At 61.1% G+C, this 15,937-nt stretch carries 10 protein-coding genes; 3 read left to right on the forward strand and 7 right to left on the reverse strand.

What is annotated here, in order from left to right; all coding sequences use genetic code 11:
- Positions 1–304: 304 nt before the first annotated feature.
- The 3 genes from ABD742_RS06245 to ABD742_RS06255 all read right to left on the reverse strand — a co-directional run bounded on the left by ABD742_RS06245 (position 305) and on the right by ABD742_RS06255 (position 4,602).
- Positions 305–2,134, reverse strand: a complete 1,830-nt coding sequence (locus ABD742_RS06245) for an ATP-dependent helicase (RefSeq protein ID WP_234748027.1) — start codon at positions 2,132–2,134, stop codon at positions 305–307.
- Positions 2,121–3,893: an ATP-dependent nuclease gene (locus ABD742_RS06250; protein WP_234748023.1), complete on the reverse strand. Its 1,773-nt coding sequence runs from the start codon at positions 3,891–3,893 to the stop codon at positions 2,121–2,123. Before ABD742_RS06250 ends, ABD742_RS06245 begins: the two co-directional genes overlap by 14 nt.
- A gap of 193 nt (positions 3,894–4,086) precedes the next feature.
- Positions 4,087–4,602: a hypothetical protein gene (locus ABD742_RS06255; protein ID WP_234748020.1), complete on the reverse strand. Its 516-nt coding sequence runs from the start codon at positions 4,600–4,602 to the stop codon at positions 4,087–4,089.
- Positions 4,603–5,727: 1,125 nt separating this feature from the next.
- Between ABD742_RS06255 and ABD742_RS06260 the strand changes: the two genes are divergently transcribed.
- Complete coding sequence (locus ABD742_RS06260) at positions 5,728–6,390, forward strand: DUF3841 domain-containing protein (protein ID WP_234748014.1); 663 nt, start codon at positions 5,728–5,730, stop codon at positions 6,388–6,390.
- 128 nt (positions 6,391–6,518) lie between these two features.
- Here the strand turns inward: ABD742_RS06260 and ABD742_RS06265 are convergent, their stop codons facing one another.
- The 3 genes from ABD742_RS06265 to ABD742_RS06275 form a co-directional block, all read right to left on the reverse strand.
- Positions 6,519–6,710 carry a hypothetical protein gene (locus tag ABD742_RS06265; protein ID WP_234748011.1) on the reverse strand — a complete coding sequence of 64 codons (192 nt, stop codon included), beginning with the start codon at positions 6,708–6,710 and terminating at the stop codon, positions 6,519–6,521.
- Between the two features lie 180 nt (positions 6,711–6,890).
- Positions 6,891–7,790, reverse strand: coding sequence for a diacylglycerol kinase catalytic domain-containing protein (locus ABD742_RS06270; RefSeq protein WP_234748010.1), 900 nt, complete (start codon positions 7,788–7,790; stop codon positions 6,891–6,893).
- Between the two features lie 7 nt (positions 7,791–7,797).
- A complete protein-coding gene (locus ABD742_RS06275; RefSeq protein WP_234748008.1) occupies positions 7,798–8,871 on the reverse strand; it encodes an SPFH domain-containing protein in 1,074 nt (357 codons plus the stop codon).
- A gap of 107 nt (positions 8,872–8,978) precedes the next feature.
- Here ABD742_RS06275 and ABD742_RS06280 point away from each other — a divergent pair, with 107 nt between their 5' ends.
- Positions 8,979–9,719, forward strand: coding sequence for an NUDIX hydrolase (locus tag ABD742_RS06280; protein WP_234748004.1), 741 nt, complete (start codon positions 8,979–8,981; stop codon positions 9,717–9,719).
- Between the two features lie 221 nt (positions 9,720–9,940).
- Positions 9,941–11,215 carry a GTP pyrophosphokinase gene (locus ABD742_RS06285; RefSeq protein WP_234748001.1) on the forward strand — a complete coding sequence of 425 codons (1,275 nt, stop codon included), beginning with the start codon at positions 9,941–9,943 and terminating at the stop codon, positions 11,213–11,215.
- A 130-nt stretch (positions 11,216–11,345) separates the two neighbouring features.
- Here ABD742_RS06285 and ABD742_RS06290 read toward each other — a convergent pair whose 3' ends face one another.
- A complete protein-coding gene (locus tag ABD742_RS06290) occupies positions 11,346–15,809 on the reverse strand; it encodes an NACHT domain-containing protein (protein WP_234747999.1) in 4,464 nt (1,487 codons plus the stop codon).
- Positions 15,810–15,937: the final 128 nt, after the last annotated feature.

Genomic DNA, 15,937 nt, shown 5'->3' on the forward strand with positions numbered 1-15,937 from the left:
CGCGACAGGCAAGAGTACCTGTCGCAGACAACCTCGAGCCGCGTATATTGTGAGCGTACAGGCGTGAGGAAGACGAAAGATATGCCCCATGGAAGGCCGAGAGGGCGAACGGCTCCGCGCCGAGCGAACTGCCGGGCAAGACGTGAAACGGGAACGGCGACGAGGCGACATAACGAGCGCTTCGTAGTGGCCGGGAGTCACTAAGTGAGGCCAGCCCTAGCCGTGCGACCAAGGCCATCCAACTCTGCCACAATCACCCCCGCGACCTGAAGAGCGCAAAACATTAGCTCACCAAATTGCCCGCTTATGATTTGCCCATACCCGTCACTCGCTCCGCGAACGACAGGTATGGCGAAGGAGTCGTGACTCGCTGCCCGTATCGTGTCGTGCGGCGAAGTGCCCGTGTTAGAAGAAGAACCCTCCGTGCCCGAGTCACGGCAACATAGAAGGTCCGCAATTCGCTGGCTCGCTCACCGTCCGACTTTGCCCGAAAATCGGGGATCTGACCTTCATTCATACCGACGACCGCGACGGCACGGAACTCTCTCCCCTGAGATTTGTGGACAGTTAGGAGCTGTACTCCTTGCGTAGCCGAACCACGCTGACGACGCGAGCAAAAAAGGCGGAAGTCCGTCCAGGAACGCGAGTCGCGATCTACGTTGGCGTTGTAGTCCCGCCACGCCTTCTCGATCTCCTCGACGTCAGCGTTCCAGGAGGCGAGTTCGGAGGTGCTCGCGTCACTATCGCGGACCAACGCGCCCAGACTTTCGATGAACCGGCGCATGTCGGTTTCGTCAACAAGCTCTGCAAGGGCTGCGACGAGGGAATTGTCATGTGAACGGATCGTCGCCGCTATCTGCTCGCGAGACTTCAACGTCTCCGGGTCTTGATCGATCAGTCGAGCCAGTTGCCATTGAGGCGAAACATGTCGAGCAGCAGCGTTAAAGGCAATAAGCTCCAGCACTACCTTTCCGGCAAGTCCCTCCAACCAGTCTTCTGCATCACTGCTCGTCGAAAAAGCAATGTCTCTTTCTTCAAGCGCCTTGGCTATTTCGCGAAGCGCTGAAGCAGAGCGTCCGAGGATAGCGATATCTTCTGCTCGCATTTTGACTGACTCCCCGTCAGCGACTGCATCCTTGGGAAGACCAAGTTGAAGGAGACCCTCCACCCAGTCGCTGATCTTCCGCGCTTCATCACTTTCGTCCGCTCCGGAGATAAATTCAATGGACCCAGGCGCCGCGTGAGGCTCTGCAGGAGACTGGTCCTGCCCAAGTTCACCTGCGATCAACCTTGCAAGCGAGCTAATAATGGCCGCAGACCTAAAGTTTTCCGTCAACTCTATGATCTCTGCGTCGTACGAACGCGCGAAACGGTTGATTAAGTCCGGGTCGGCTCCCGCGAAGCTTATTATCGATTGCTTGTCGTCCCCGACAAGCATCACCGAGGGCCCTTCGCCGGGCGACCCAACCATGGCTGTAAGTAAACAATATTGCGCAGGTGTCAGGTTCTGAGCCTCATCGACTACGACATGCGTGTAAGTGCGCACCAGCTGTCGACGAACGGACTTAAGGGCAAGTATTTCAAGGGCCGCATCAAGAAGGGCCGGATAGTCCAAGGCCGGGAGGCTGGCTAGAGCTCGGCGCCAGTCCTCGACCTCTGCAGTGTCAATCGCACGTGCACGGTTGATGTCGATTTTGCGTAACCGTTCAAGAGGATCTTCGGCGATTCCCAGCCCCTGGCTGCTCAGCCACTGATTCAGCAGCTCGACTCGATCCTCGTCACGGGTCAGGATTTCTGGTTCGATTGGCAAACCGATTCTGGTCGAGTGCTGACGAAGCAGTGAGTGAGCGAACCCATGAATCGTCTCGGTCGTAACTCGCTCAGATTCGGCCCCGGCACGCAATCGCAGGCGCTCCCCTAACTCCTCCGCAGCCTTGTTTGTGTAGGACAGTGCAAGGACGCGCCCAACGCCGTCCCGGGTTGTAAGGAGTCGTTGCACGCGTCGCGCCACAACCTCGGTCTTACCACTGCCAGCGCCAGCCAACACCACGATTGCCCCAGAGTCAGAGTCAATCGCCTTCTGTTGCAGGAGGCTCAGCGAGACATCGCTGGCCTCGTCTTCAAATCGCGACATCAATTTTCCGGATCAATTCTTGTAGGGGGGTGGGCCATGCATGCCAGTCAGGGTGGCGATCGATAAGAGCGCGAGCCAAAAAAGTGCCCGAACTACCCTTGAGCTTCTTCATTTGTTTCATCGTGTCGCCTGTAAGTCCTGGCTGAATGGCTCGACAGGCCGCAAGACACACTTCCTCGTCAAACGTCATAAGCATGGTTTCTATTGCGCCAGCCACGGGAGTCCCGGAGTGGTCCATGCCGTTGATCCATATAACTTCGGGTGTGATCGTGGCGTGGGAATTCTGCAGCGTCCGAACTGCAGCAATCCCATCCTCATCGCTGTCAGCGAAGATAAAGCACGGTGTGTTAGTCATTGCCGAGAACTTCACCGCGGCGGAGGCAAGCTCGTTTGCCAAACTGCCGGGATCTACGACAGTGATTCCATGGGACTTCCCGCCTAGCGCATGGCGCAGCGCGACCGGCAGGAACGCGCGCTCGGTAGCTCCGTCTCCAATGACCACGCAACTCGAAAATAGAAGCTCCCCAAAAGGCCTTTCCACAAGTCTTCGCAATTTCTCCATTTCTTGTTTATGGAGACTTGGTCGAAATGCACGATGCACGGCCGTCCCATCGCTCGACGCTGGTCCGAGATCAATAATCCTCGTCGAGTCATTTGCAGTCTGAACCAGTCGGATCGAAGCGGGGTCGACTGACGTAACCAGATGAGCCGAGTGGGTGCTCACAATTTTCTGCCCGCGCATACCCACCAAGAGCTCAGCTAGCTCCATTGCGGCCTGTGGGTGAAGGTGCGCCTCGGGTTCTTCCACGAGGGTAATCGGAGTTGGAGGGACAGCGCTTCCATCACGACCAAGCCGACGTTCGTACAAGACACCTTGCACTTGCAACGAGGACAAGCTCCGCGACCCCGCGCCATGAAAACGAATCGGAAGCGGCCCCGCACCCGTATCCAAATCAATGGAGATGAGCCGACCTAACTCTTCAAGGCTTGCAGGAAGGGGATTCAGCGCCGGAGAACCTACACTCCCTACGAGGGAGTGGAGTCTAGATAGTTCGTCGTCAACTGATTTAAGGGTTTGGCTGCCGGCAAGAATTTGTGCACTCAGCTGACCAAGCTGGGTCTCTAACGGTTCGCGTTGGTGTTCAGGAATTTCGAGATCTGAGAGTACCTTCCGGATACTTGATCCTTGTCTCCCTAACTCATCACGCAAGTCGCGTCCTGTGTTGATCAGGTCCACCGCGAAGGCCCTCCGTTGTCTAGTCGACAAGATGGTCGGCGATGTCAAGTGGTCCCATTTGCTACTGACGGAGTCAAATATCAGAAAGAATGATTCTGCTCGTGCACCACCGCCCTCAGCAGAGCGGGCTATTCTCGTTCGCCAGGCAATTCGTTCGCGGAGCGGTGTCTCCTGGAGTACTTGCGTCCTATTTTCAAACAACTGTGTGAAATTAGATTCAAACTCTTCGTCATCTTCAGGTCGGGAAGGAGCGCCAGGTGAAACGATTACATCGATCTCCGGAGTGATATCTTTTCCAACAGAGAAGTCGTCAACCTCGGCGGGACGCCCGCCAAGCGCAACTTGCAAAGCAGAGATGATTCTTGATTTTCCTGCGTTATTTCGCCCAGCCAGCACAGTGACGCGCGGCTCCAACTCGATCTCACAGAACTTAATCCCCCGAAAGTTCCGAATAATTAGCCGTTCGATGTAGGGGCCAGTTTGGCGCATATCGTCCGAGGGCACACCTGACATCGCGTTCATCCCTCAAACATAGCTGCGAGTCGAGGGCACAAGTGCTTCCCGCGCCGGAACACTGACGCTATACCCTCTACTTCTCTTGCCTTTCACCCGTCGGGCAACCGGGAACTTCCTGTCGCGCGACTCGGCATGGTAGTGGAGATGCCGGTGAGCCGGTGGGGCGGGTGGTTCGGTAGCTGTCCGGCGCCGAGTCTGATCACCATTGGATGCCTGCCTCGTCTGTGAGCGCGGCCATGACGGCGGCAGGTTCATGAAGGTGGTCGACGGGGCGGCGGTGGTCCGCGAACCACGTCGAGGGAGATGTCATCCAAAAGACGACGTCCTGGCCGTCCCAGCCGTACTCACGGGCGATCTTCTTCAAGTCCTTCAAGAGCGGGCGCACTCTCATCGCCCCCTCACCGTCGGGTACGGGTTCAAACAGGAATCCCGGGTAGAAGGTCTCGCCACGATACCGGACCCCGAAATCTGCCATATCCGCGGCGTTCCCTGGTCCGAGGGCGGCCTGGGCTTCAGTCTCCGTGAGAAGCCCGAACTCCCGACCGATTTGCTTCACCACGTTGATCGTGGCCTGAACCGCCCGGGCAAGCTGCGGAGAGACTTCGCCGGCCACGCTCTCCAAGGCGCGGAACAATACGGCGATCGGTTCTACCGACTGGGCACGCTCGGTGTCGCCGGTCTCGTGCCGGTCGGAAGGTCCTGCAGGTGGGGCCATTGTCCGTTCCCTGTCATGCCAGAATGTGCCTTAATACGTGACGATAGACCATCCGTCCACGGGTGGAAAGCGCCGCGGTCTGCGCCGGGCGGCCCCATGCGGAGTTGTCTTGGCCGGGCCTTTCCCAGCCTGCTATGCCATCTTGTGACGCGCCGATGGTCCAGCTGCCGTCACGGATCCCCTCGCAATTAACGAGGAGCCCGCGCAGCCTCCACGAGTTGCCTTGTGCGGGTTCTGCGAGCATGCACTTCCCGCGCAATTGTGTTCGCCGATGACGTCCTGGGATTTGCTGAGCGTCAGTTGCCGCGGATGGGCAGAGGCACGTTCCGCAGCGGGGCATTGCCTGGCCATACGAGCACGCCCTCACCTTCGCGGGAGTTCTCCATGTCGATAACGCCCACTCGCGTAATGGTTCCGTCAGGAAGGGCAGCCGGTGGATGCTTCGTTGGTGCCAGTGCCCGCAGAAGAGGTGCGGCAGACGGGTCCGCATTTGCAGCCGCTGCGGGTGCCGGCACGGGGTTTGGCTGGCGAGGTGTCGGCCTCTTGGCCAGCTCCTCGGCATCCTTACGGGGTTTTGCCCGGTCTGGTCTCGGTTCCAGAAGCCGGAGGTGCGACTTGTATAGGCCCGAGGTCATCCGTCGTATCGGCGGTGAGATTCTTCACGTCGCGTTCATAGTCGGCGTCAACGGTGGCCCGGATGCGATGCACGTCGTCCCTAGTCAGGAATGGTTTTTTCTCCACTGATCTTCCCTCCCTTCAGGGGAATACGCCTTGTCGAATGATCCGAAGTCGTCCGGGGAATGGGACCACCATCCGCAGGATCGTCCGTGGCCGTGCCCCTGGAAGGAATGTCTCGAACCCCTGAAGCCGCGGCAGCGAGTATCGGGAGTCATCGGGATGAACATCCGGCCCACTATCGCATGGTTATTCCGGCCGCCGGCGGTATCGACGACAGCGTCTTCCATGGCCACTAGCCTAGACCCTGATCGCCGCTCAACGAGTTGCTGCTGGCGTCCCGCGATCCGGCTTGTCCCACCGAACGCCATCGCAGCTGACAGGTCAATTGTGCAAAGGCGCTTTGCACAATTGGCGACCTCTCTCGGTGTTTTCAGCGATGATATTGGTGTGTCGAGTTTTCCAATCAGCGAAGCCTGCCCTGCGGATGCCGTCCCGCCGGGGCGGATTGGCTACGACATTTCCGCCGACCAACTGCTTCTCCACACCCTTCAGAGCGAGGAAGCTTTCGATGCGCTCTGTTCGGCAGGTGTGCTCGTGTCTGATCCTTCCCGTATCGATCCTTTTCTTGTCGACGCCTACGACTGGCTCTACCGGCAGATGGCAGCACGACTCACCACGGCCGGGGACGGGGCGATCTGGCTCTGGGCCCAGATCACCCGCCGTGATCTTGTGGACAGTTGCGGGCACTCCATCGGGCAGGTTCTGCTGACCTGCAAGGTGCCGCGGGAACGTGTGCTGCTGTCCCACTACGGCGACTGGCATTCGGTCCTGAACAAGTTCCCGCATATCCCCGAGCTCCGCGGCGAAAGCGATGAAGACAACACCGCATGCATGAATCGCAGGTACGACGATTTCGTGGCACGACTCAAGGCCGCAGGAGCCTGGGGTGCGGGAATCGCGGCCTGGCCGACGGATTTGAGGGCCGACGTCGAGCAGGGATGGGAAAGCATCTTTGACCCCGGGAACTACGGTCGTTTCGAGTCCTGGCAGGCCACAATGCACACACTGCGCGCGGAAGACATCGTGAAAGCCGTCAGAATCCGGCGCTGAACTTGCCGTCCCCATGAGTCCAGTTAAACGTCGCTGTCGCCGGTGGGGCTCCGCGTACGACCGGACCGGCTCGGCTCAATACTGGAATGGCCGCCCGTCACTACGCTGAAGCCACCGAAGATTCTCGATCATCGCAGCGTCTCGAATTCTTCTTCGAGGGGGTCACCGCCGGGTCCGGCGTGGATGTTCACACCGTAACGGGCGCTTAGGCCGTCAACGTCGATGAGGCAATTGGCCTCGTCGGGCAGCCCATCCGAGGCCAGAGCGAACGATTCGCCGTGCTCATCCCGATGCAGCGTCAACTGTCGCTGGCCTCGCATTGATGGGTCGATACAGCGCTATCGCTGTTGGACCTTTTATACGTCCTTACACATTTATCTTTTTTATACTTCCGGGGCCTTGACCGGCGGGTGAAAGCAACTACCGTGGTCGGGCGCCCGGGCGGAAACGATCCCGGGCCGATCTCGAAGTGGGCATTGGGGATGCCCCGGCAAAGTTTTTTACGCCACGAGCCGGAGCGGTCGTTCGCCCAGGTGGACGGTGATTTCCTGGCCCCAGGAGGCGGTGAGACGGTCCTCTTCCATGCCGTCACCGAAGACCACGAGTTGATCGGAGCCCACGGTGATCCGGAGTATCTCGCCCGCCTCCAAGGCGCCTTCCGTCAGGGAAATTCCCGTGATCGGGGAGGGCCAGGCCTCGCGGACGAACCACGCGAGCCGGGGATCCGTCGGGGCCGGCAGGGTGCGTCCTCCGCGTTCGAGGGCGATGGATGCACACCAGCCGGTGGCACCGGTGCCGGTGGAGACGATCAGCCCGGAGGAGGACTGGCGTTCGGTCTCCCCGTCGGGGGTCGTGAGCTGGTACCGGGCCGATTGGTGGGAGGAGTGGCCGATGAAGATTTCGTTGAGTCCGGAGAGTTCCTGGCCGTCGTCGAGCCGTGCCGTCACGGTGGCCAGCTCCCGGAAGGGAAGCCGCTCAATGTGCCCGGTCGGGGCAGCGCCTCGTAGTAGTTTGGCGGCGGCGTCGGGGGTGTGCCGGACGAGGACTCCCGGGTTGATGCCCGGCTCGGGATTGATTCCGAGGACGGGCTGGCCGTTGAGGTATTTGGCGGTGTTGGCCACGAGTCCGTCCTGGCCGACGACGGCGATGACGTCCTCGGCAGTGAAGAGGAAGCGGCTGAGGTCGTTGCGTTCGACGTCGGCGTGGCGCCATTCGGCCGGGACCGCGGCGCGGATGGTCGCCAGGGCCGTGGTGAGCCGGTCGTGGTGGTATTGGACGTCCTGGATGGTGCGGCCTCGGGTGCGGAGGAAGAATTCGGCCTGGCCGCGGGTGGCGTGCCGGTCCAGGAGTTCCTGCAGTTCGGTGCGCCGGCGGACGATGACGAGGCGGGGGTTGGCCATGACGGGCCTAGATCCCGGACCGGCCGGTGGCGCCGGACGCCGTCGCATTTCCGGCAGCAGGAACAACCCTGCTGGCAGGGTTCTGGAACAGTCCGGCGAGGGCGCCGCTGAGCAGGTCGGGGGTGATGGTGAGGTTGCCGATGCTGGGGAGGGATCCGGCTGCTTCGCGCAGGGCCAGTGCGAGCAGGGTCGCTTGTTCCATACCTGCGTAGACCTCCATGGTGGCTGCTTCGCGTGCGGCGGCCGCCTCGCCGACGAGGCGGATCTGGTTGGCTTCGGCGGTGGCGTTGATTCCTTGGCGTTCGGCCGCGGCCTGGGCCTGGATGAGGCCTGCGGCGGCTTTTTCCTCGGCGTCGCGCCGTGCGTTGGCGCCTTCCTGGGCGACCAGGTGTTCGCGGCGTGTGGCGAGTTCGATCTGGCTGGCCATTTCGTTCTCGGATATGGTCCGTTCGCGTTCGACGGCGACGGCCCGGCGTTCGTACACGGCTCGGTCCGCTTCGGCCTGGAGCTGTTCACGGACGGGCGTCTGCAGGGCGCGTTCGACGTCGGACTCCGGCCGGACCGCGAGGACCTGCACGCCGAGGATTTCGATGCCGGTGGACGCCAGCCGTGTGTCCGCGCGGAGGGCTTCGGTCAGCACGGTGCGGAGTTGGCTGACGCCGCGTTCGAGGGCCTGGGCGAGGGTGGTGGTGGTGATCTGGTCGATCGCGTGGCTTTGGCATAGCTGGCCGATGATCGTGGCGACCTGCTCCTTCCCGGTTGCCGGCGCCGGGCCTGCCCCGGGGCCGGCGGGTTGGAGGGCGAAGTCGAGCCGGGCGGAGACGGCCACGGGGTCGATGAAGCGGTAGGTCACGTTGGCCTGGACGCTTACGTCCTGGTGGTCGCGGGTGATGGCGTGGAAGAGCGTGGGCAGTTCCTGGTCATCGACGGGGACTTCGCTGAGTACGGAGTTCACCGGCCGGTACCAGAACGCCTGGCCCACCCCCTGGTGCCTGACCGTGCCTTTTTGCAGGTGGACGACGTAGCCGGTGGGGCTGCCCAGGAAGTGGCTGATCCAGGGGTAGCGCTTGATGCTGGCCATGGGATTCTCCTAACCCTTCTCATGTTGTCGTCAATATGACGATAATCAAACGATAGGCTCGCCTTTGATTTATTGTCAAGGTGACGATAAATATCTAGGATGGAGCCATGCCTAAGTCCTACCCGGCGCCAGCACGCTTCCCGGTCACCGTCGACGTCGTCGCACTCACCGTCTCCGAGGACGTCCTGAAGGTCCTGCTCATCACCCGCCTCATCGAGCCCTTCCGCGGCGCACTCGCCCTGCCGGGCGGCTTCGTGCTGGCCGGTGAAGACCTGATGACCGCGGCGGGCCGTGAACTGGCGGAGGAAACCGGAGTCGAGCAGATCCCGGGGTATTTGGAGCAACTGGGGAGTTACGGGCCGAAGGGGCGCGACCCGCGCGGGGATGTGCTCACCGTGGCCCACCTGCTGCTAGCACCAAACTTCCCCGTCCTGTCGGCCGGGAGCGACGCCGAGCACGCCGCCTGGTACCCGGTCAGCCAGGTGCTGGAGGGTGAATTGAAGATCGCCTTCGACCACGAGCGCATCCTTGCCGATGCCTTGGAACGGGCGAAATCAAAGCTCGAATACTCGCCGCTCGGAGCGGCGTTCTGTGGCGAGGAATTCACCATCGCCCAGCTCCGTGCCGTCTACGAGGCCGTGTGGGGTACGCGGCTGGACCCCCGGAATTTCCACCGCAAGGCCACGGGAACCCCCGGTTTCCTGGAAGACACCGGAAAGATGACGACGGGCGACGCTGGACGCCCCGCGGCGCTCTTCCGCCTCGCTCAGGTAGCCCGTCCCTCCGCGGGTCAACCGACTCCGACCGTGCTGAACCCGCCCCTTATGAGACCACGTGGTGATGCCTAGTCTTCACCCCCGACGCAAGCGGCGCTGACAGAAGGCCGCCTCGATCGAGGCCTTTCGGAACACTTTCGTTTGAGTCCCAAGTTGAGGGCATTGCCTTGACTGGCGGTCGCGTATTCTGATCCGGGCGGTATTGCTTATTGAATGAAGATTCGCCAACAGAGTTTCCTGAGGAGCTGCTAGAAGTTCTCCGCCTGCCAAGCAACTAGAGAAGGTAACCACCTTTGGATGAACGCCTCGAGTCGATGTATATTGTCACGGAATTCTTGGATCGTTACGGCAAAGAAATCGACTACTATGACCAGGTAGCTCGCATAGTCGCACGCAGACTCGAAGCGGCCCTCTCGGGCGCCGGTCTGCGTGCCATAGTGACCAGCCGCTCAAAGGACCTCTCGCGACTGCAGGACAAACTTAAACAGCGCAACGCCCGGAATCCTTACACTTCCGTCGCCGGTGTATATGCCGACATCGCTGACCTAGCTGGCGTGCGGGTGGCTCTCTACTTTCCGGGCGAGCGCGATCAAGTCGGGAAACTCATTACGCGACTCTTCGACGAATACGACTCGAAGCGCGAATTCCCTCTAGACGTCAACCATTCGGAAAACAGAAAGTTCTCTGGCTACTCCGCAGTGCACTATAGAGTACGGCTTAGATCTGGCGACCTTGAGGAGTCGGAACAGCGATACTCTGACGCCAATGTTGAGATCCAAGTTGCGTCAGTGCTCATGCACGCGTGGTCGGAGGTTGAGCATGACCTCGTCTACAAGCCCGAGGGAGCTATTTCGCCGCAGGAACACTCGTTGCTTGATCAGCTCAACGGACTGGTTCTCGCAGGGGAGATCAGCCTGGAGCAACTGCAAAAAGCAGGAGAGGCGCGGGTCGCGCAGGAAGGCCGCGCTTTTCAAAATCACTACGACCTCGCTGCCCATCTTTTGAGTAAAGCGTCTTCATTGAATCTCGACGAGATCGACGATTCTGGGATGGGTCGAGTTGACGTCCTGTATTCCCTGCTGAGCGAATTAGGAAAGAATACACCCGAAGATTTGAAGCCCTATCTAAGGGAGATACACGGCCACCTTGAAAAACGACCTTTAGCCGAACAAATCATCGACGCCGTCCTTATTGAGGACCAAAGCCTCTACGAGAAATACCAGCGGATCCGCGAGAGAATCGTAGGAAAACCCACTGCGGCTGGTGACTCCGGCGAGGTCCACAGGGAGATTGGCGCATTCCTGAGCGCCTGGGTCGAGTTGGAACGATTGCTCAGAGAGGTGACTCTAAAGGAGGAACGGGTCGGCGCAGGACTCTTCGATCCTAAATGGTTCAGGAATAAAGGGGACAGTGGTCGAAAGACTTTGTTTGAACTTATGGAGTTAAGGAAGTTCAGGAATCGACTCGTACACGGGATCGATGCACCGTCAGAGGAGCAACTTCATGCTTCGACTGAAGGCGTGAGAGCGATCATCGACGAACTCGAAAAACCAGAGAACTCCGTCTAGTTGCGGTACGAAGCTGATGCGGCCACTCTAGTCTCACGATGACCACTTCGTACCCAGGCCGGTTACAGTCAACCTTGGGGGCCCGAAATCAGTGAAACCGCCAGAGTCGCCGACCAATTTCTGGGTCCATTTAGGAAGGCCGCTCTGAATCGCTGATCAAGGTGTCGACGCCGTACGCGCCGATCCTGAGCAGGTCATCGAGCACGTCCAAGAGAGCCGAGCGCTTGTCCGTCGAACGGGACTGCGCAAGCCCGCGGACGACCAGGCGTCCCACCTGTTGAGCGTCGCCGGCGGCGCCGGTGGATAGGTCCGCGGCTAAGGGTCCTAAGCTCCGGACGAACCTCTGGGCACAACGGAGGACGAGGCGGTCGATTCGATCTGGTGCCCGCTCGAGGGTGATCAGCAGCTGAGGGAGGGCGTGGACGAAAGCCGCAGAGCTGATGAGGTTCCCGACGATGCCTTCGTGGGGTTGGAGGCGGTGTCCGCGCAGAGCTATGGCCATTTCCGCTGCCGCCGCCTGAACGCCTTCCTGCTCGTCGTTCATCATGGCTCGCAATACGTCGGCCGCGGTTGCCGGGTCCGTTGTGTGGCTTAGTCGATATGCAGCCTCGTGGGCCGCGCCCGCCCGTGCCTCCGGATCGCGGCGGCCGAGGAGTGTGTCCAGATGGGCTCGGGCGCTCCATTCGAGCGCTGCGAGGACGGCGAGTCTTCCACCCGCTTTCCGTGCCCCGGCACTACTGGCTTCGAGCATCCGGCCTATAAGCGGTTTGACCAGATCAGGGTCTTCGTAGCCCATGGCGACGAGCAGGCGAGTGACGGGTGGCGAGGCGAAAAGCGCATCTCCCGCGTCGATGAGCTTGGTGAATGCGTCGATGGCGGTGGATCGGGCGTAGCGCAAGGATGCGTGGATCAGCCGCGCGGTACAGGCTCGCACGGGAAGCGAGGGATCCCGGGCCAAGCGGGCCATAGCAGGCGCGGCGGCGACGGTGCGTGCCCCATCGATGTCGTGGGCGACCAGGTCTGCAAGGACATCGACGAGGCTCCCGCGCGTGGTGCTCAGACCCCTCGTCCAGATGTCTCTTCCGGATTCGTCGTCCACCCTCTCCTCGCTCGTCGCCACGGCAGGTGGATCAGCCCTGACGGCTGCTGCTGCGGCAATTACCCTCCCGCAGAGAAGGTCGACGATGTCCAGTGGTGCTACCTTCAGGTGTGGCCTGAGAGCCATGCCAAGAAGCTGGTCGGTTTCCGCATGCCCGAGGGAAGCGATATGCCGTACGGCGGCAAACACCATGGACGGGTCGCCCAAGTCGCCGGCGGCGTTCAACCCCAGCAGGATCGCGTTCGCGTACGCGGGATGGGTCTCGTGAGTGAGCTGCAGAGCCAGTCGGGCGAACCGGTCCGGGTCCAACCGGGTCTGCTCTTGCAGAACCTGGGCCAGTTCGCCCGCGCCGCCTCGGAAAGGGAAAAGGGCTTCAAAGCCCTTGGAGTGCTTTCCCATGGCCCGCAGCCAGTTGCTGTCATCCATCCGGCCCGCAGCGTCGCTGGAGATCGGCGGCACGACAGTTCCCCGGATGATGGAGTCGGGCTTCGTGGGCTGGTTCATGCCATAGGCACGTCTGAGCTCGCCCAGCCTGCGCCTGCCGACATCCGAGAGGCGATCCTCCTGCAAAGCGGACAGGAGACTGAATGCCGGGCGACCGGGCGACCTCCGTTCCCACTGGAATCTGAGTTCGCTGATCACCGTTTCGAGCTGGATGAACTGCTGGTCGGTCAGGTGCGGGCTGATCGCTGTCAGCAATTGGCGGGTGGTCCATACGCTGTCACTGTTGTTGCCGCAGAGGAGCCGGTGGCGACCTTCGAGGAGGACGGACGTAGCCATGTCGGCGTACTCGGGTCCATTCGATTTCAGGGCTTCGTAGAGGAGCCGCTGGGCACCCGCGTGCGGGTCTGCCGCAAGCGTCGCGAGGAGCGGGCGAATTTCTTCGGGATCGGTTACGGCCAGCTGGGCCAAGGCATCGGAGAGGCTGGTGAAGATGAAGTCGTCAAGATCGGTATTCGACCCACGAAAGCTGAACGGATTGCAGAAGTGGGCGTCAGGAATCGGACCTTCGCCGGCCACCTCCGGGTCGGCGGTGGCCGCCATCACCTTCAACGCATACGGGAGGAACTTGTGGCAGAAGGGCAGGGGGTCTGCAGCTGCGATGTGGCGGACCACCCCGGTGGCAAAGTAGTCGCTGCTCTTGAGCGACCCAATCCGACCGTTTGCATCGGGCTCCAGCGATCCGGGCCGATCAATGAGGAACGCGGACACGAGGTCCAGGCCAAGCTGCGGGTGCCTGGTTCCTGCTTGATTTGCCACGAACCAAAAGTCGGCAGAGTTATCGTCGAAGCACCCCTCGCGGATGCCCTGAAGGAGGACTTCGACCAGTCGTTGGCTGGCGCCCAGATCGGCGAAACGGACGATCCAACGCAGCCATGCCGGGTATTGTTCGGCATTCCGGTGATCTTGAAGGACCACGGCGAGCCGATCGGGCATGGTCTTGGCCGCTGTCCCCATCAACTCCATGGCCCGTCTCTGATCCTCATGCCCTCCCTGCAGCCAGTCAGCGACGTAACCGTCGGAATCAAGGCGTTCGAACCAGACGGGCGTGCGCGTGTGGTCCCAGAGCCGGGTCCTCAGTTCGGGGCTGTCCCGAGCGATTTCGACAGCCAACCGGGCTTCGGAACTGTTCGGGTCAGTGAGGGCTCCGAGAACTCCTAGGCAGGCGTCTTTAATGTGGAATCGGATCTGATCGGATTCGAGGAGATCCGTCACTTCATCGAGGAAGCGCTGTGGTTCCGAGGATCGCAAGTGGACAAGGATCTGACGGACCTGGCCTCTGCGGAAGAGCTCCTGCGGGTCCCCCCAAAGGAAGCCAAGGAGTGTCTGACCTCGGTTCAGCCACTGACGGGCGAAGGCATAGTCGAAGAACCCTTCATGGAAAAAGGCTATCCGGTCCCGGTCTCGTATGAGGACCTGTTCCGAGACGAGAATCGACGCGTCGAGTGCAAGGTCCTCATCGTCCAGGACACCAAGCGGCACGGAGAGCTCCTGACGCTCGCTGATCACTTGCGCGACCCGGCCCACGACCTTGGCGAAGCGGACAGTCCGATTTTCACGACGCGTGCTCTGGAGCTTGCGTTCCCAGTACGCGTCGAAAAGTCGGAGACTGTTGACGAACCCGAGTGCGTTAGCTTCGTCGGCTATCGTGGCGAGCAGGGCCAGGTGCAGGGGCACACGCAGAATATCGCGCTGAAGGGGTGTCAACGTCGTCGCGGGCAGTCCAAAGTCTTCTACGGCTCGATCTACCTGTCCGTCTGACAGCGGTGGAATCGAAAGGACCGAGGTTCCTCGGCGATCTCTGAGGCGACGGATCCTGTAGTCGTTCTCGACGTCGAACTGGCGGGTCACGAGAACCACATGCAGGTTTGGGATCGCAGCGGATTCAAGGACCAATTCTGCGACCACTTCGAAATTGTCGGGAAGTCGACCGGACACGAGACTGACGGCATCGACCTGATCTACGACGAGGAACGCGGGATGACCGTCAGCGGCCGCGGCCAGCGCCGCGACGGGAGACATGCCCAGCCCGAGCTGTTCCCCGAGTGCTGCGGCCGAAGAGAGGGACCCGCAACGGTCGAGCCGAAACACCAGAACTGGCACCCCGTCTTCCACCAGTTTCTGCGTTGCCTCGTGGAGCACTCCGGTCTTGCCGCCGCCTGCCACCCCGACGACGAAATGCGCCCTTTCGTCGGCCGTCATGAGGGAGCGGAGTTGATCCGCTTCTTCGCGGTGGATGACCGGCTGGATCAGCTGCGATCCGGTTTGGCCTATCCATTTGGCGGTCAGGTCGCTGACTTTGTCCGCGAGCCCTCGCTGGCTGGCTGCCAGACGGGAGCGGAGCCCATAGGAGTGCAAGGCGCCAAGGATCCGCTGTGCCGTGAGGTCACGGTCGAAGCTGTCGTCGAGAATTTCGCCAAGGACTGCCCTGCACTGGGCTCCCGGGCTCCCCTCGAGTAGCATCTCCGCAAACACGGCGTTGCTACCGGCGAGCTCGATCTCGTCAATGGTCCGAACGTAGATTCTGCCCAATATGCGGTACGCGTTTTCTGGACTGCCGTAGTGGTTCCCCAGCTTGACGAAGAGCGTGTTGGACTTCTCAGGCGGCGTGGTCAGGATGAACGAACTGTAGTCGCTAGAGTTCCGGATCTGGTCCGTCAGTTCCTGAAGCGGACGGAACGGGGTCATCGAGACGAAATGGTAGTCACGCCCCGCCTCCGCATGCAGGCGCGCTTTGTCCCAGACCCCCCGGCTGTTGAGCTGGCCATAGCTCCACTCGTTGGCAACGCCGACCTGTCGCTTGACCTGATGGGCCTCAACGGTACCGTCTGATCGCTTGAAGATGAACTCGACACCGGAGCCGAGTTCTCCTATCGGTTCGACCCGCACCGATTCGCCGCGGCCAGCCAAGACGTCGAGCATACGTGCCACGGTCCACGCGCCCTCATAACGGTTGCCGATCTTGTCAGCCTCACCGCCCGGTCGAGGGTTCATCGAAATGCTCTCCTGAAGATTAGCGGTCGGGGGCTCGGGTAAGGCGAGCGGCCTCCGGAAGTGCGCGTGTTAAGAAGTGTAGGCGAGGTAAGCGGCTGCGGTCGGAGAACCAGGCCGCCAAGGAGTGG

It is taken from the genome of Arthrobacter ramosus, assembly GCF_039535095.1.
GTDB classification, from domain to species: domain Bacteria; phylum Actinomycetota; class Actinomycetes; order Actinomycetales; family Micrococcaceae; genus Arthrobacter; species Arthrobacter ramosus.

Coding starts and splice junctions, on each gene's coding strand:
- ABD742_RS06245 (WP_234748027.1), bottom strand. CDS start 2,134: ATGTCGCGATTTGAAGACGAGGCCAGCGATGTCTCGCTGAGCCTCCTG.
- ABD742_RS06250 (WP_234748023.1), bottom strand. CDS start 3,893: ATGAACGCGATGTCAGGTGTGCCCTCGGACGATATGCGCCAAACTGGC.
- ABD742_RS06255 (WP_234748020.1), bottom strand. CDS start 4,602: ATGGCCCCACCTGCAGGACCTTCCGACCGGCACGAGACCGGCGACACC.
- ABD742_RS06265 (WP_234748011.1), bottom strand. CDS start 6,710: ATGCGAGGCCAGCGACAGTTGACGCTGCATCGGGATGAGCACGGCGAA.
- ABD742_RS06270 (WP_234748010.1), bottom strand. CDS start 7,790: ATGGCCAACCCCCGCCTCGTCATCGTCCGCCGGCGCACCGAACTGCAG.
- ABD742_RS06275 (WP_234748008.1), bottom strand. CDS start 8,871: ATGGCCAGCATCAAGCGCTACCCCTGGATCAGCCACTTCCTGGGCAGC.
- ABD742_RS06280 (WP_234748004.1), top strand. CDS start 8,979: ATGCCTAAGTCCTACCCGGCGCCAGCACGCTTCCCGGTCACCGTCGAC.
- ABD742_RS06290 (WP_234747999.1), bottom strand. CDS start 15,809: ATGAACCCTCGACCGGGCGGTGAGGCTGACAAGATCGGCAACCGTTAT.